Source organism: Calothrix sp. CCY 0018 (genome assembly GCF_963920925.1).
Lineage (GTDB): Bacteria > Cyanobacteriota > Cyanobacteriia > Cyanobacteriales > Nostocaceae > Rivularia.
Genome location: NZ_CAWUDI010000007.1, coordinates 44,565 through 59,093, shown reverse-complemented (window position 1 = coordinate 59,093; position 14,529 = coordinate 44,565). Strand labels below are relative to the sequence as shown.

The 14,529-nt window shown below is 38.1% G+C and carries 12 protein-coding genes; 5 read left to right on the top strand and 7 right to left on the bottom strand.

What is annotated here, in order from left to right; genetic code table 11:
- The first annotated feature begins 30 nt into the window (after positions 1-30).
- Complete coding sequence (locus ACM03V_RS06940) at positions 31-1,218, top strand: TRC40/GET3/ArsA family transport-energizing ATPase (protein ID WP_414620035.1); 1,188 nt, start codon at positions 31-33, stop codon at positions 1,216-1,218.
- Between the two features lie 212 nt (positions 1,219-1,430).
- Complete coding sequence (locus ACM03V_RS06935) at positions 1,431-4,172, top strand: GAF domain-containing protein (RefSeq protein ID WP_414620034.1); 2,742 nt, start codon at positions 1,431-1,433, stop codon at positions 4,170-4,172.
- 115 nt (positions 4,173-4,287) lie between these two features.
- On the opposite strand, the gene dnaN is transcribed toward ACM03V_RS06935, so the two are convergent.
- Positions 4,288-5,463 (bottom strand): DNA polymerase III subunit beta, encoded by a 1,176-nt coding sequence (gene dnaN / locus ACM03V_RS06930; protein ID WP_414620033.1) that lies wholly within the window; start codon positions 5,461-5,463, stop codon positions 4,288-4,290.
- Positions 5,464-6,119: 656 nt separating this feature from the next.
- Complete coding sequence (gene dnaA / locus ACM03V_RS06925) at positions 6,120-7,487, bottom strand: chromosomal replication initiator protein DnaA (protein ID WP_414620032.1); 1,368 nt, start codon at positions 7,485-7,487, stop codon at positions 6,120-6,122.
- 184 nt (positions 7,488-7,671) lie between these two features.
- Here dnaA and ACM03V_RS06920 point away from each other — a divergent pair, with 184 nt between their 5' ends.
- Together ACM03V_RS06920 and def are read left to right on the top strand one after the other, a co-directional pair.
- Positions 7,672-8,934, top strand: a complete 1,263-nt coding sequence (locus ACM03V_RS06920) for an HhoA/HhoB/HtrA family serine endopeptidase (protein ID WP_414620031.1) — start codon at positions 7,672-7,674, stop codon at positions 8,932-8,934.
- Between the two features lie 98 nt (positions 8,935-9,032).
- The gene (def, locus tag ACM03V_RS06915) at positions 9,033-9,566 is read left to right on the top strand and encodes a peptide deformylase (RefSeq protein WP_414620030.1); all 534 of its coding nucleotides are present in this window, start codon (positions 9,033-9,035) and stop codon (positions 9,564-9,566) included.
- Positions 9,567-9,705: 139 nt separating this feature from the next.
- Here def and ACM03V_RS06910 read toward each other — a convergent pair whose 3' ends face one another.
- From ACM03V_RS06910 to ACM03V_RS06895, 4 genes are all read right to left on the bottom strand, one after another.
- Positions 9,706-9,882, bottom strand: coding sequence for a hypothetical protein (locus tag ACM03V_RS06910; RefSeq protein ID WP_414620029.1), 177 nt, complete (start codon positions 9,880-9,882; stop codon positions 9,706-9,708).
- Between the two features lie 107 nt (positions 9,883-9,989).
- Positions 9,990-10,301 carry a hypothetical protein gene (locus tag ACM03V_RS06905; RefSeq protein WP_414620028.1) on the bottom strand — a complete coding sequence of 104 codons (312 nt, stop codon included), beginning with the start codon at positions 10,299-10,301 and terminating at the stop codon, positions 9,990-9,992.
- A 508-nt stretch (positions 10,302-10,809) separates the two neighbouring features.
- Positions 10,810-12,174: an alkaline phosphatase family protein gene (locus ACM03V_RS06900; RefSeq protein ID WP_414620027.1), complete on the bottom strand. Its 1,365-nt coding sequence runs from the start codon at positions 12,172-12,174 to the stop codon at positions 10,810-10,812.
- 110 nt (positions 12,175-12,284) lie between these two features.
- Positions 12,285-13,166: a DUF5995 family protein gene (locus ACM03V_RS06895; RefSeq protein ID WP_414620026.1), complete on the bottom strand. Its 882-nt coding sequence runs from the start codon at positions 13,164-13,166 to the stop codon at positions 12,285-12,287.
- A 132-nt stretch (positions 13,167-13,298) separates the two neighbouring features.
- On the opposite strand from ACM03V_RS06895, the gene ACM03V_RS06890 reads away from it, so the two are divergent.
- Positions 13,299-14,060, top strand: coding sequence for a Uma2 family endonuclease (locus ACM03V_RS06890; RefSeq protein ID WP_414620025.1), 762 nt, complete (start codon positions 13,299-13,301; stop codon positions 14,058-14,060).
- Positions 14,061-14,259: 199 nt separating this feature from the next.
- Here the strand turns inward: ACM03V_RS06890 and ACM03V_RS06885 are convergent, their stop codons facing one another.
- A complete protein-coding gene (locus ACM03V_RS06885; protein WP_414620024.1) occupies positions 14,260-14,463 on the bottom strand; it encodes a hypothetical protein in 204 nt (67 codons plus the stop codon).
- Positions 14,464-14,529 lie beyond the last annotated feature (66 nt).

Genomic DNA, 14,529 nt, shown 5'->3' with positions numbered 1-14,529 from the left:
TAAAAGCTTCTCAGGAAATAAAGATTATTCATGCGCGTAATTTTAATGACAGGTAAAGGTGGTGTGGGTAAAACTTCGGTTGCTGCCGCTACTGGACTGCGTTGTGCTGAATTGGGTTATCGCACTCTTGTCTTAAGTACAGATCCAGCCCATTCTCTAGCTGACAGTTTTGATATGGAACTCGGACACGAAGCGCAAGAAGTTCGTCCAAATTTGTGGGGTGCGGAATTAGATGCGCTGTTGGAACTTGAGGGAAACTGGGGTGCTGTAAAGCGCTATATTACTCAAGTTTTGCAGGCTAGGGGATTGGAGGGAATACAGGCTGAAGAGTTGGCGATTCTACCGGGGATGGATGAAATTTTCGGTTTGGTAAGAATGAAACGTCATTATGATGATGGTGAATATGATGTTTTAATTATTGACTCTGCTCCTACTGGTACGGCTTTACGGTTGCTGAGTTTACCAGAAGTTGGCGGTTGGTATATGCGGCGTTTTTACAAGCCATTTCAAAATATTTCGGTAGCGTTGCGTCCTTTAGTAGAGCCGATTTTTAGACCTATCGCTGGTTTTTCGCTACCGGATAGAGAGGTGATGGATGCACCTTATGAGTTTTATCAGCAAATCGAAGCGTTAGAAAAAGTATTAACTGATAATACTCAAACTTCGGTACGTCTTGTTGCAAATCCAGAAAAGATGGTAATTAAAGAATCTCTTCGCGCTCATGCTTACTTAAGCTTGTATAATGTCTCAACAGATTTAGTCATAGCAAATCGGATTATTCCTCAAGAAGTGCAAGATCCATTCTTTCAAAGGTGGAAAGAAAATCAAGAACAATATCGTCAAGAATTACATGATAACTTTCATCCTTTACCAGTAAAGGAAGTTCCGCTTTATTCGGAAGAAATGTGTGGTTTAGAAGCTTTAGAAAGACTCAAGGAAACGCTTTATAAAGACGAAGATCCAACTCAAGTTTATTACAAAGAAAATACTATTCGAGTTGTCCAAGATCAAAATCAATACAGCTTAGAGTTATATTTGCCCGGCATTCCTAAAGACCAAGTAAATTTAAGCAAAAGCGGAGATGAATTAAATATTACTATTGGCAATCATCGCCGTAATCTAGTGCTTCCACAAGCCTTAGCGGCACTCCAACCATCTGGGGCCAAGATGGAAGATGATTATTTGAAAATTCGTTTTTCTGAAGTTGTAAAGGCTTAATTATAATGATTACAGGTGGGTATTATCCCACCTTTACTTATATACGTATCTTAATAAGCTAATATTTTTATTAAAAAGAATCAGTTATTTGATTAGAGAATTAAGTTTTATTAAGAAATAAGGCAGTATTCTCACGGAAGACATTGTAAGCAATCATATTTCACAATGTTTTTAGATTTAAAATAAAAATTCGCTGTTCCCTCTTATTAAAAATGACTTTATCTCAGGAGAAACTCTTGCGGAAGAATATCGAGCAAGATGATTTTATCTACCGAATTACAAATTGTATTCGTAGTTCATTAGAATTAAAAGAAACCTTTACAAGAATAGTAGCAGAAGTGAGATTTTTTCTTGCTATTGATCGAGTAATGGTTTATCAGTTTCATCCTGATGGTAGCGGTAAAGTTGTTGCTGAATCAATTCATGATAATATACTGCCTTCTTTGTTGGGACTGAATTTTCCCGCAGATGATATTCCCGCTCATGCTCGGGAAATGTTTGTTAAGTCGCGGGTGCGTTCTATTGTTAATGTAGAAACGGGACAAATTGGTAAAAGTGCGGTATATGAAAGGGAAACCGGAGAAATTATTTCAGAAGATATCTCTTATCGTAATGTCGATCCATGCCATATAGAATATCTGACGGCAATGGGCGTAAAGTCTTCTGTTGTCACACCAATTTTTCATCAAGAGCAGCTTTGGGGATTATTAGTATCTCATCATTCGGAATCCCGCTCGGTTTCGGAACAAGAATTAAAAGTAATGCAAATGCTTGTAGCACAACTATCACTAGCTATTACTCAAGATTTTCTTCTTACCGAAGCTCGCTCTCAAGCTAAACGAGAAGCGATTATTAATAATATCGCAACCTTACTGCATTCACTCAAAGATATTCCATTGCAAGCAGCTTTAGAAAAAACTGTTGCAGCTTTTGAAGGTTGCGGAGGTAGGCTTTGTATTGGAAATCCAAATTTTAAAAGTTTCACGGAATGCTTAGAAACTGGCAGCGAACTAATAAAACTTTATACCGACGGTAAGCAACCAGTAATGCCAGACTTATCAAAATATTCTTTGATGGAACAGTATAGTATTTGGAAAGAATATTATAAGTCTAATAATTATAATGTTTGGGCAATTTCCGATATAAATCAAATCCCCGGCTTACGAAATTTACAAACTGCTTTTCAGGGAACTAAAATTCGTAGCATTTTGATGATTCCCCTCCAATATCATCAGCAACTGCTCGGTTACTTAAGCATTTTTCGCGAAGAAATAGATACAGAAACCCTTTGGGCTGGACGATTTGACTCAGATGAAAGGCAAATTTATCCACGACAATCATTTGAAATATGGCGAGAATCGAAAACCGCACAAGCTCGTCAATGGACAAAGGAAGAGATAGAATTAGCCGAAAAATTAGGAACTCAATTTTCTACAGCAATTCATCAATACGACTTACACCAACAACTACAAGATTTTAATTCCAATTTAGAAAAACAAGTAAAACAGCGTACAGATGCATTACAACAAGCAGCTAAACAGCGAAAAATATTGTTTGAAGTAGTTACTAAAATTAGAGAATCTCTGGATTTAGACGTTATTTTTCAAACTACAACTCAAGAAGTCTGTCAATGGTTGCAAGCCGATAGAGTCGCGGTGTATCGTTTTAATGCTGATTGGAGTGGTGAGTTTATTGCTGAGTTTGTCAATGAAGGTTGGGTAAAACTGGTAGGTTCAAATATTGTAAAGCTTTGGAAAGATAGTTATATACAAGAAACCCAAGGCGGGCGATGTCGCTTCAATCAAAGCATTGCAGTAGATGATATCTATCAAGCAGATTACGCCGATTGTCATATAGAACTTTTGGAGCGATTTCAAGCAAAAGCATATGCGATCGCGCCAATCTTTATTGGTGAAAAACTTTGGGGAATGCTCGCAGCTTATCAAAACTCTGCCCCCCGTCACTGGCAAGGATCGGAAATAAAATTCTTGTGTCAAACGGCGATTCAATTTGGTGTAGCACTCCAGCAAGCAGAATTATTAAATCAAAGCAGATTGCAAACCGAACAAATAGCACAAACACTTAATAATTTAAGAAAAGCTCAAACTCAATTAGTTCAAAGCGAAAAAATGTCTTCTTTGGGACAATTAGTTGCAGGAATAGCACACGAAATTAACAATCCAGTTAACTTTATTTACGGCAATATCAATCATATTCATCAATATACAAAAGATTTGCTGGGTCTTTTAGAACTTTATCAAGATTGTAACGGAAATAATTGCGAAATTAGCGAGCGAGCAGATGAAATTGATTTAGAATTTTTAGTTGATGATTTACCAAAGATGCTCTCTTCGATGAAGATAGGAGCCTCGCGCATTCGCGAAATTGTTTTATCGCTACGTAATTTTTCTCGACTTGACGAAGCAGATTTAAAAGGTGCCGATATTCATCAAGGTATTGAAAGTACATTATTAATTTTGCAATACCGCTTAAAAGCAAAACCAGATAGTCCCGGTATTGAAGTAATTAAAGAATACGGCAACTTACCAGAAGTAGAATGTTATGCGGGACAGCTAAATCAAGTATTAATGAATGTTTTGAGCAATGCAATTGATGCATTAGAAGAGGGAATTAGCAGCAGTTTTTGGGAAATAGAAAGTGACAATAAACAATCTTTAATTCCTAAAATTAGGATTTGTACTCAGATTAGCGAAGATAATAATCAACTTGTAATTCGTATCGCTGACAACGGGTTAGGAATGACTGAAACAGTTATGAAAAGAATGTTTGACCCATTTTTTACAACTAAACCAGTAGGAAAAGGAACTGGTTTAGGATTATCAATTAGCTATCAGATAATAGTTGATAAACATGATGGAATTTTCAACTGTAAATCTTTACCTAATAAAGGCACAGAATTCTCAATTGAAATTCCGATTAAGCAAAGTAGATAAATTGGGAATGGGGCATTGGTAATTGTTAAGAGTTAAAAGAATTTTCTACCCCCTCTTCCCACTCTACTACCCCCTCTCTCCCAATCCCACATCCCCTATGCCCAACACCCAATTCTTAGCTTCTCAACTGCACTGGCATTGCTAAATAAGTCATCTTAATTCCTCCAACGGGGGAAAAGATAACGGGAGCTAAATTATTATTTAACTGCATTTGAATTTCTACTGAAGGTAACGCTTTTAAACCTTCCATCAAATATTTAATATTAAAAGCAATATCAATATCATCTCCTTTTATTTGCGCTGGCATAGATTCCATTCCGCTACCAATTTCTTGGGTTTCTACTGACAATGTAATTTCTTGAGATTCGCTATCGATGCTAAGTTTGGCAATATTGTTTTTTTGGTCGGCTAATACGGCAATTCTTTCTAATGCGCTAATGAGTTGTCTTCTATCTAAAGTTAATTCTCGTTCAAATGAATTAGGTATAAGTTGACGGTAAGCGGGATATTGTCCTTCTAATGTTCTGCTGGTTAAACGCTGATTTTGCCATTCAAACACTACTTGCCCACTATCGAAATACATTGCTACAGGCTCATCTTCTTTTGAACTATGAGCCAACATTCTTTCCAATTCTCGTAAAGCTTTGCTTGGTAGCGTTACCTGTACGGAATCTGGTTGCTCATCATCATTTAGATTTTCGTTTGTAGTTTCTACTACTGCTAAACGATGTCCGTCTGTAGCTGCAAATTCTAAAGTGTCTTGCTTTACCGTTAAATGTACTCCTGTAAGAACTTGCTTGCTTTCATCTGCACTTGTAGCAAACAAACAACCTCCCAAGCCTTCAATTAATGCACTAATAGGAAGATGAATTGCTTTATCGTTTTCGGTTACGGGTAGTTCGGGAAATTCCTCCGCACCCATTGCCCGTACCTGATAGCGTCCGCTTTTTGGCTTTAGGGTGACGGTTAAACCGTTATCCACTGGTTGCTGCCCATCAACTTTATCTGGAATTGTATCATCAAGGATAATTTCTCCTTCTGGTAAACGAGAAACTATATCATTAAGTAGCTTGGCTGGAAGAGTTATTGTTCCTCCTTCTAGAACTTCGGCATTGAAACTGGTACGAATTCCCAAACTTAAATCGAAAGCTGTTAAGCTCACTTGACTATTTGCAGCATCTGCTTGCAGAAGCACGTTGGCAAGTATGGGATGAGTCGGGCGCGAAGGAACAGCACGGAAAGTCAGTGAGAGATGAGTGTTTAAATCGCTTTGGCTGCAAACTATTTTCATAATGGGATGCTCTCGATATTCTCAAAAAATATATCAAACAACAAGATACTCCTGTTTGATTTCTAAACAAACAATCATCTTACAAGAATATTCTTTTTTGCCGCCCCCATCGCTGCTATTAATAAGTTATTTTGCGGTAAAAGCTAATAGATCGCAATTAATATTTTCATATAAAAACATTTTTAATTTAGAAAAATGAATTTATTTTTATAACTAATCAGAAGCTTTAAGTTAGATATTGCTTCGTTTTTCTCGTCCAACATAAAAATAAAGACTAGTTATTGAAACTCGCTGCGCTAAGTTCTAAATCGCATATTTGTAGCTAGAAAAAAATTATTGCTATTTTAATAGCCATATTTGGGGAAGTTGTGGAAAACTCATCACAGCCTTTCTCGAAGAAGGTTCTATAAACAACTAATTGTGGAAAAACCTGTGGAAAAAGAGTTAGTTTTTCCACAGGCAGTTAGTAAATAGCTGAGTTTTCCACAAATTTGCCAAAAGTTTTCCACAATCTTGTTTGTTGTTAATGACTTTTTATACAGTGCTTAACCTTCATAATACTCTTAAATTATTACAGAAAATCAGAAGATTAGTTTTTTGGGCAAACTAATGCAGGAAAATGCTTTTTTGCCAGTTGACTTCGATATGATTCATTTTCATTTGGATCTGTTCATGCCGATGCGATCGCTAAGTTGACGCAGGGTTTGCGCTAAATTACGATCGGTTTCTTTGAGTTGAGCAATTTTGTCACAACTGTAGATAACTGTAGTATGGTCTTTGCCACCAAATTCTTCGCCGATTCGAGGGAAACTTAAATCGGTGTATTGCCGCATCAGGTACATTCCGATTTGTCTAGCCCAACTAATTTCTCGTCGTCGCGAATTGCTTTTCAAATCTTCAATCGAAAGGTTAAAGGTATCGGCTACTATGCTTAAAATTGCCACTGGAGTTGCTTCCACCTGCTCAACTTGTGGTTCTAAAACCGAGCCGATATTTTCCACCGTCATGGGTAAACCCCAAATGGAAATATACGCCATTGCCCGAATTAATGCGCCTTCCAATTCACGAATATTTGAAGTGTAGTTAGAAGCAATGTATTCTATGACATCTTTAGGCAAATTAAGATTTTCATATTCGGCCTTTTTTTGTAAAATAGCCATTCTGGTTTCTAAGTCTGGTGCCTGAATATCGGCAATTAATCCCATTGAGAAGCGCGAAGATAATCTTTCTTGCAAACGAGGTATTTGATTCGGTGGACGATCTGATGCGATAACTACTTGTTTACCTGCTTGATATAAAGTATTGAAGGTGTGGAAAAACTCTTCTTGAGTGGATTCTTTGCCTTCAATAAACTGTATATCATCTACTAAAAGTACATCAGCAGCCCTGTAGTGTTCTCGAAGGCTTTGTCTGCTGTCATTACGAATAGCGCTAATTACATCATTAGTGAACTGTTCGGTAGAAACGTAAAATATTTTTGCCGATGGGAAAATTTCTAAGCGATAATTACCTATAGCCTGCATTAGATGGGTTTTTCCCAATCCCACACCGCCATATAAAAATAAAGGATTAAATTCCTTGCCGGGAGATTCAGCTACTGCTAAAGATGCAGCATGAGCCAAGCGATTGTTTGCACCAACTACAAAACGGGAAAATACATATTTTAGATTTAAAATTGATGTTTTTTGTCCGTTTATGTCAATATTTTTGGGAATATTCGTCTTAGGTGTTTGAATCCCTGGTTCATTGTCGTTGATGTTAACAACATTATCGCCGCTCGTAACCGTAAAATAAATACCTACCGGATGACCAAGTATATCCTGTACTACCGAAGCTATAGTTTTTATGTAATACTTTTGTAACCAATTGCGAGCAAAGGGATTGGGAGTACGAATTACCAAACAGTTATTTTCCAATTTTTCGGCGATCGCTGTTTTAATCCAAGTTTCAAAGGTGGGACGCGAAAGTTCTAATTGTAAACGTTCCAATACCTCAGACCATAAATTTTCTATCTTGTCAGACATTATCAACCACCGATTGTTAGGTAATCGTCGTTTGGAGAAGATATTTGTAAAAGTAGTTTTGCTGCTTTCATGGCAACTCCAGCAATCTATACCGGAAACTAGGTTTTACACTGTAATTATTTTTAGATTCATCCGGTAGGCAATATCCTACCATTCACGCAATCATACGGAGAAATAAAATCACATGAATAAAAAAGAGCATCAACCGCGATTAAGTAATATTTATATCAAAAACAAGGCTCAACAATTTTGGGCAAAAAACTTTATATTAACTTTTCTTGTTACCTTAAGCACAGCTTTTATTAGCGGTTGTTCTTTGCCCAGTAAGATTATGGGTAGCAGAACACAAGAGCGGACAGCGCAAGCCCAAGGTCAAAATGATAATGTTGCTAAAATAGCTCCGCCGCCAATCTTTAGAGAGTCAAGAGACCCTAACTTTGTGGTTTCTGTAGTCCAAGAAGTAGGCCCCGCTGTAGTTCGTATTGATACTTCCAGAACAGTCACTTCCAGCGTTCCAGATGAATTTAACGACCCATTTTTTCGGAGATTTTTTGGAAGTAGAGTTCCAACACAACCCACAGAAAGAGAGCAAAGAGGAAACGGTTCTGGGTTTATTATCAATTCTAATGGTGAAATATTAACTAATGCTCACGTAGTCGATGGTGCCGATCGCGTAACCGTTGAATTGAAAGATGGTCGTAAATTTAAGGGTCAGGTATTAGGTGAAGATCCGGTAACAGATGTTGCCGTAATTAAAATTGATGCAGATCAACTACCCACAGTTTCTTTAGGAGATTCGGAAACATTGCAGCCAGGAGAAGCCGTAATTGCCATCGGTAATCCTTTGGGTTTAAACTACACGGTAACTTCTGGAATTATTAGCGCTACTGGGCGTTCCAGCAGCGATATTGGTGCATCTGATAAGCGAGTTGATTATATTCAAACCGATGCTGCAATCAACCCCGGCAATTCCGGCGGCCCTTTATTAAGCGCTCAAGGACGAGTAATAGGTATGAATACCGCTATTATTCGAGGCGCGCAAGGTTTAGGATTTGCTATTCCTGTCAACACAGTTAAAAGAATTTCTCAAGAATTAATAGCTAAAGGGAGAGTAGATCATCCCTATCTAGGAATTCAGATGGTGACGCTGACACCAGAGGTTAAAGAAAAACTGAACAGTGAAATCGGGAATCCTAGCATTTCGGCTTCGGAAGGCGTTTTATTAATACGTATCATGAGCGGTTCACCAGCTTCTCAAGGTGGATTAAAAGCAGGAGACGTTATTGTAAGTATCAATAACCAATCCGTGAAACGTAATGAAGACGTACAAAAATTAGTAGAAGAAAGTAAAATCGGTCAGCAATTGAATGTAGAAGTCAAACGCAACGGCACAACTGTAAACTTAGCAGTTACACCTGCACCTTTACCACCAGCTGAGGGGAATTAGGAGATGGGGAGATGGGGAGAGGGGGGGACAAGGAGAGAGGGGGTAGAATAAACAATTACCAATCCCCAATTCCCAATTCCCAATTCCCAATTTATTTTATGTCTGAAAAACTTTCTATCATTCAATTAGGTAATCCGATTCTGCGGCAGAAAGCAGAATTTGTTAAAGACATTCATTCCGAAAGTATTCAAAAGCTGATTGATGATTTGTTGGCAACAGTGAAAGATGCTAACGGTGTTGGTATTGCAGCGCCGCAAGTTGCTAGTAGCTCTCGCGTTTTTATCGTTGCTTCTCGTCCTAATCTTAGGTATCCAAAGGCTCCTTTGATGCAACCTACAGCAATGATTAATCCTCGAATTGTCGATTTTTCTAATCAGTTAGTTAAAGATTGGGAAGGTTGTTTGAGTATTCCGGGAATTAGAGGATTAGTTCCGAGATATCGGACTATTGAAGTTGAATATACTGATAAATACGGTAATTTAGTGCATCAACAATTAACAGATTTTGTTGCTCGTATTTTTCAGCATGAATACGACCATTTTGAAGGGTTAGTATTTTTAGATAAAGTTGAAAGCACTTTGGACATTGTTACCGAGCAAGAATATCAAAGTTTGATGTTTGATAAGTTGTGAAAAGAAAGTAGGGAGCAGGGAGTAGGGAATGGGGAGTAGGGAGTAGTGGGAAAAGATAAATTCGTAGTGCGAGCAAGATGTTCCCTAGTACAGGAAATTAACTGGAACTACAAATTAATATTCCCCATTCCCTACTCACTTATTCTTCTTCAGGATCGCGATATCGCTTATAAACTTCCATCGCAGCTAAATAACATTCATCAGCTTTTTGCAAGTTTTCATTATTGTCACCCCGAATGCGCTGTTTATAGGCATTGCCCAAATTATATTGATTGACATGCCTCCTCGTCTTAAAAGAGCGAGGATTCCTTGACACTTCGCCCGGATGCGCTAATTAAATTAGTCTTACCTTCCCTCCATGTCCGTTTAAAGTCTCCCAATGCCCTATAGCGACTAGTTCGATTTTACCAGAAAGCCGATGCTTTAGCACGGGGCTTGTATCCCATTATTTTCGGTCATTGCCCATTGCTGGGGAACTAGATTTAGTTGATACACTTCCAAGGCTGCATTGTAAGATAATATGGCTATTTCCATATTCTCAGCCTTTTCACCAGTAACGCGATCGCAATACACATTGCCCAAGTTATATTGAATTGTCGCCCATTGATACGGAAATACCGAACGTTGGTATACGTCAAGTGCGGCAAAATAGTGTTGAATTGCGATTTCGATATTTTCCGATTTATCGCCGTTTTTGCGAGTTTTATAAGCCGTACCCAAATTGTTTTGAGTCATAGCCCAATCTTCGGGAAATGTATCGCGTTAGTAGACTTCTAATTCCATTTGATAACAATCTATAGGTCAAGGATTATGTCCATTTGAAAGAAAGGAGGCCAAATTTGTTGTTGGTATTGACGATATTACTTTTAAGCCAGAACAAATTATTGAGCGGATAAAACAAGCCCTCCATGTTTTTTCTAATTGGGAATACACTTTTACAGGCTGGAATTGCGAACATCTTGGTCGATTAATTGCAACTGATCGCCCAAGATGTTACCAAAGCAGTTTTTTATGGTGGATGTGTAATATGTCTCCAGAGGGCGATCATAAAACTGCACATCAAATATTTCAGGATTATCTTATGAGAGTCAATCCTAGTCTTGCTAGATAACTATACGCTATCTATTATGATGCAAATACTATCGTCGCCATCCGGTGAATTTAAACTTTAAAAACAGCGAAATTATCACAATACTGTCATTTATAAAGGTTCTATTTCCTAATTACCCATCCCCCAATCTCCCTAAAACCGATAAGCAAGAAACGGAATCAACATTTCAGCACTACTTAAACCAGCATGAACTCCAAGATGTCCTTTATAGCGTTCTTCATTAGTTATATGCTGCCGACATATCCAGTCTTTAGGTGAAATAAGTAGTAAATCACCAATTCTATCTTCAGCTTCTATGCTCAAAGGTTTACCTGGAATTCCAAATAATCCTAATTCCACCGCAACTGATGGGGTTATGGCAAAAAAGTTTTCGCTAAAATTCTGCTTAATATAATCTGCAACAGCAGCTTGTTTATCGTGCTTAATATGTAAATAACGAACTCGCGCTTCACCCGTTGCTGGAGCAAATAAATTTTGAGTTAATTCGGGATGCTGTTCTAACCAAAGCGTATTTTCTAAGGGATTATACCTTTGTCCGTGGTCTGCTGTTAGTAATAAAACGGTATCATTACGACCCGCTAAAGGTTCGATAAGTTGTTTTTTTAAAGCAAAATCTAAAGTAGCGACTTCCGCTTTATAAGAAGAACTCAGCGGCCCATAACGGTGAGAAACTGAATCTATAGTAGGTACGTATAAATAAGTAAAACTTTTCTGCTGGCAGCTTCTTGCTAACAAACGTTCGCGCAGTTGAGAAAAAGCATCTGAGGGTGTGCGATAACCTTTAAAATTATTAGTTCCTGCTTCTGCACCAGCGCTGGTAAATCTACTGATACTTGTTTGTTTAAACTGGTCAAAATTGATAATTTCTACATCTATCCCCGCTTTTTCCATGCGTAAATATATATTTGGTACGGGAAGCAAAGTTTCGGGGTTAAATATTGTATCTGGGAAAGAGCCTCTACTAGCAGCAACTTGGGGACTAAAGCCAATAAAATTAACTATGGTGCCAATTTCGCGCATATAAAGATTAGTTGCCATCATCCCATGCTGTGCGGGAGCGTAACCAGTCGCAGCAGAAGTTAAAGCTGTCACGGTAGTGCTAGGGTAAACCGATGTTGCAGGCATGAAAAAAGCTTCAGGGCTATCGCGCGCTTGGGCTATGTTCGGAGCATCCTTAGAATTTGCAAGACTTTGTAATTGTTCGTAACCAAATCCATCCAAAATTAACAGCACCACATGATTGATTGGTGCTTGATTCTGCCAAGATTTCCAAGCTTCAGATATTTCAGATACTCCTAATAATTCTGGATTGAAAGCAGGTGTTGCTGTTTCTTCGCTCAAAGTTGGAGCATCAGGAGCCAGCCATTCAATTGCTAAGGAAGCAATATTACTCAAACCAAGTCCGTCGTAGCTGGGTTTTACTGCTTCGGTACCGAAAAAATCCGGTAGCTTTTGACGAGCAAGTAATTTTTCTAAAGCTATAGCTGATATTCCCATGATTGTTATAGTTTGCGATACGCCGCAATTATTCTATCTTCTAGGTTTGAAGCTGGTATGGGATATTGTAGTTTTCTTTATATATTTGATTGATAAAGCTTTTTATGTACTTATAATTGATTACGACGTGTCTTCTTAATATGCAAAACTGCACCATAAGTACCGATGAAAAGTAAAAAAAGCGTAGAAGATGGTTCCGGTACAGATATGGGTGGTGTGGGATTTTTGAATTGCTCAAACAGTGATGTTGCAGTCGCTGCTGATAAACCTTCTATTTCTGCTGCTACTTGTGCCAGCGATGCATCATTTGGAGCATCTCGTAATTTTTCATAATTACGCCATGTTAGTTCGCGCCATAATGCTACGACTTGAAATCTTTCCAAATCATCAGAAGTACCTGGCAAATCGTCATCATCAATTGTTGGATCGAATTTTTGTGCTAGTTCTCCTAATACATCTACCTGTAGAAGGACTTCGTTAAAAAGATTGTGGTCTGTAAGACTTATGGGAGTTCCTTTTTGGTCGAGTTCATATAACACAAAAGGTAAGTCGCGTAAGATGTGGGCGCTAGTTCCTAAAACCAAATTTCCCGTACCAGATACCGATTGATTTTCTGCTGCATCAAAAGCTATTTGCCAAGCAGTTGGAACATTACCCGTACCAAGGTGATAGTTATCATAAGCTTCAAAATAATAATCTGCAAAAAGTGCATCTTCTCTAATTATTGATGCAGGATTCTCAAAACCAACGGTATCAAACAATTGCTGCAATTTTTCAGTGGTTCGTAAATAACTAAGAGCAAAAATCCCATCTCGATCGCGTTGTGCTTCGAGTGGTTCGTATCTGCGCTCCATTTCTTGAATAACAAGCTCTAAACATTCTGGTTTACCTTCCTGACAAACTGTTTGGCTCGATAATCTTTGAGAAACAGCTAAGGCTGAACTTTGTATTGAAAGTAAAAGTGCAACGCTTCCTAATAAAAGGTTTTTCATTAACTTTATCTTCAGCTTAGTTTCGGTTAACTTAAGCATACGTGAAATTACCCAAATTAGGAATAGTCTTGTCAGTAGGTGATGGCGGTTCTCACGCTACGCTAGACTTATAGCACTTCTATACTTGCCACTATGTCTGTCGCCAAACAATTAAAAACGCCAGAATTAGAAACTCCAGAATTAGATATCCCAAATGATGTAATATTTCCTCCAGGAGATTTATATAGCGACGAGCCACCTTTGGAAAGCGATTTACATTTAAAGCAAATGATTCTGCTGATACAGTGCTTAGAATTATTTTGGCAAAACCGCAATGACTTTTACGTTGCCGGGAATTTGACGATATACTACAGTAACCGTCAGCTTAAGTCAGAAAAGTTTCGCGGGCCAGATTTTTTCGCAGTATTGGGAACCGAACGCAAACCGCGTAAAAGTTGGGTAGTGTGGGAAGAAGACGGCAAGTATCCAAATATTATCGTCGAAATACTTTCCGATTCCACCGCAGCAACAGATAGAGATTTAAAGAAGAAAATTTATCAGGATACCTTTCGCACTCCAGATTATTTCTGGTTTGACCCAAATAGTTTAGAATTCAAAGGATTCTACTTATCTCGTGGTGAATATCAGCCACTTGAAGCCTCGGAGCAAGGTTGGTTATGGAGCGAGCAGTTAGGTTTATTTCTCGGAATTTATGAAGAAAAATTACGTTATTTTACTCCTGAAGGGGAACTTCTTCCGACTCCACAAGAATTAGCACAGCAAGAAACACAACGAGCAAATCAAGAAGCTCAAAGAGCAAATCAAGAAACTCAAAGAGCAAATCAAGAAGCTCAAAGAGCCGAACGTCTAGCAGCAAAATTAAGAGAATTGAATATAGATGTGGATGATTTATAAAATAAATTTAAAATAAAAATTTGGGAATTACTCCTATTCCGCTCTAAGATTACCTATCTCTTTTTACCTCTTTCCTCTGCGCTCTCTGCGTCTCTGCGGTTTTTTTTATCGGTAATCTTCTGCCGGGAAGGGAGTAAGACAGCCACTTTGGGCTGTCCTATAATTTGTCCTATAATTCAACTAATTGAACTAAAATTAATCAAATTTCATCGGGAATCACCCATTTAGGCGGCTCCGACAATTTTTTCATTCTAGCGATTTCCGCCATTTCGAGCATTTTGTCTAAAGAAGTATCTTGAATAAATTGTGATGCTTCTTGCCCATACTCTTTATTCGGGCATTTGTCTCCTAAAACACAGCCATTAACGCAGGCTTCAGCGCAATTGATTTTTTGTTCTTCCATAGTGTCTCCCCTCTTAACTAATACTTTTTCAAGCAGATATTAGCTTCTGGATAAATATTAACGCGC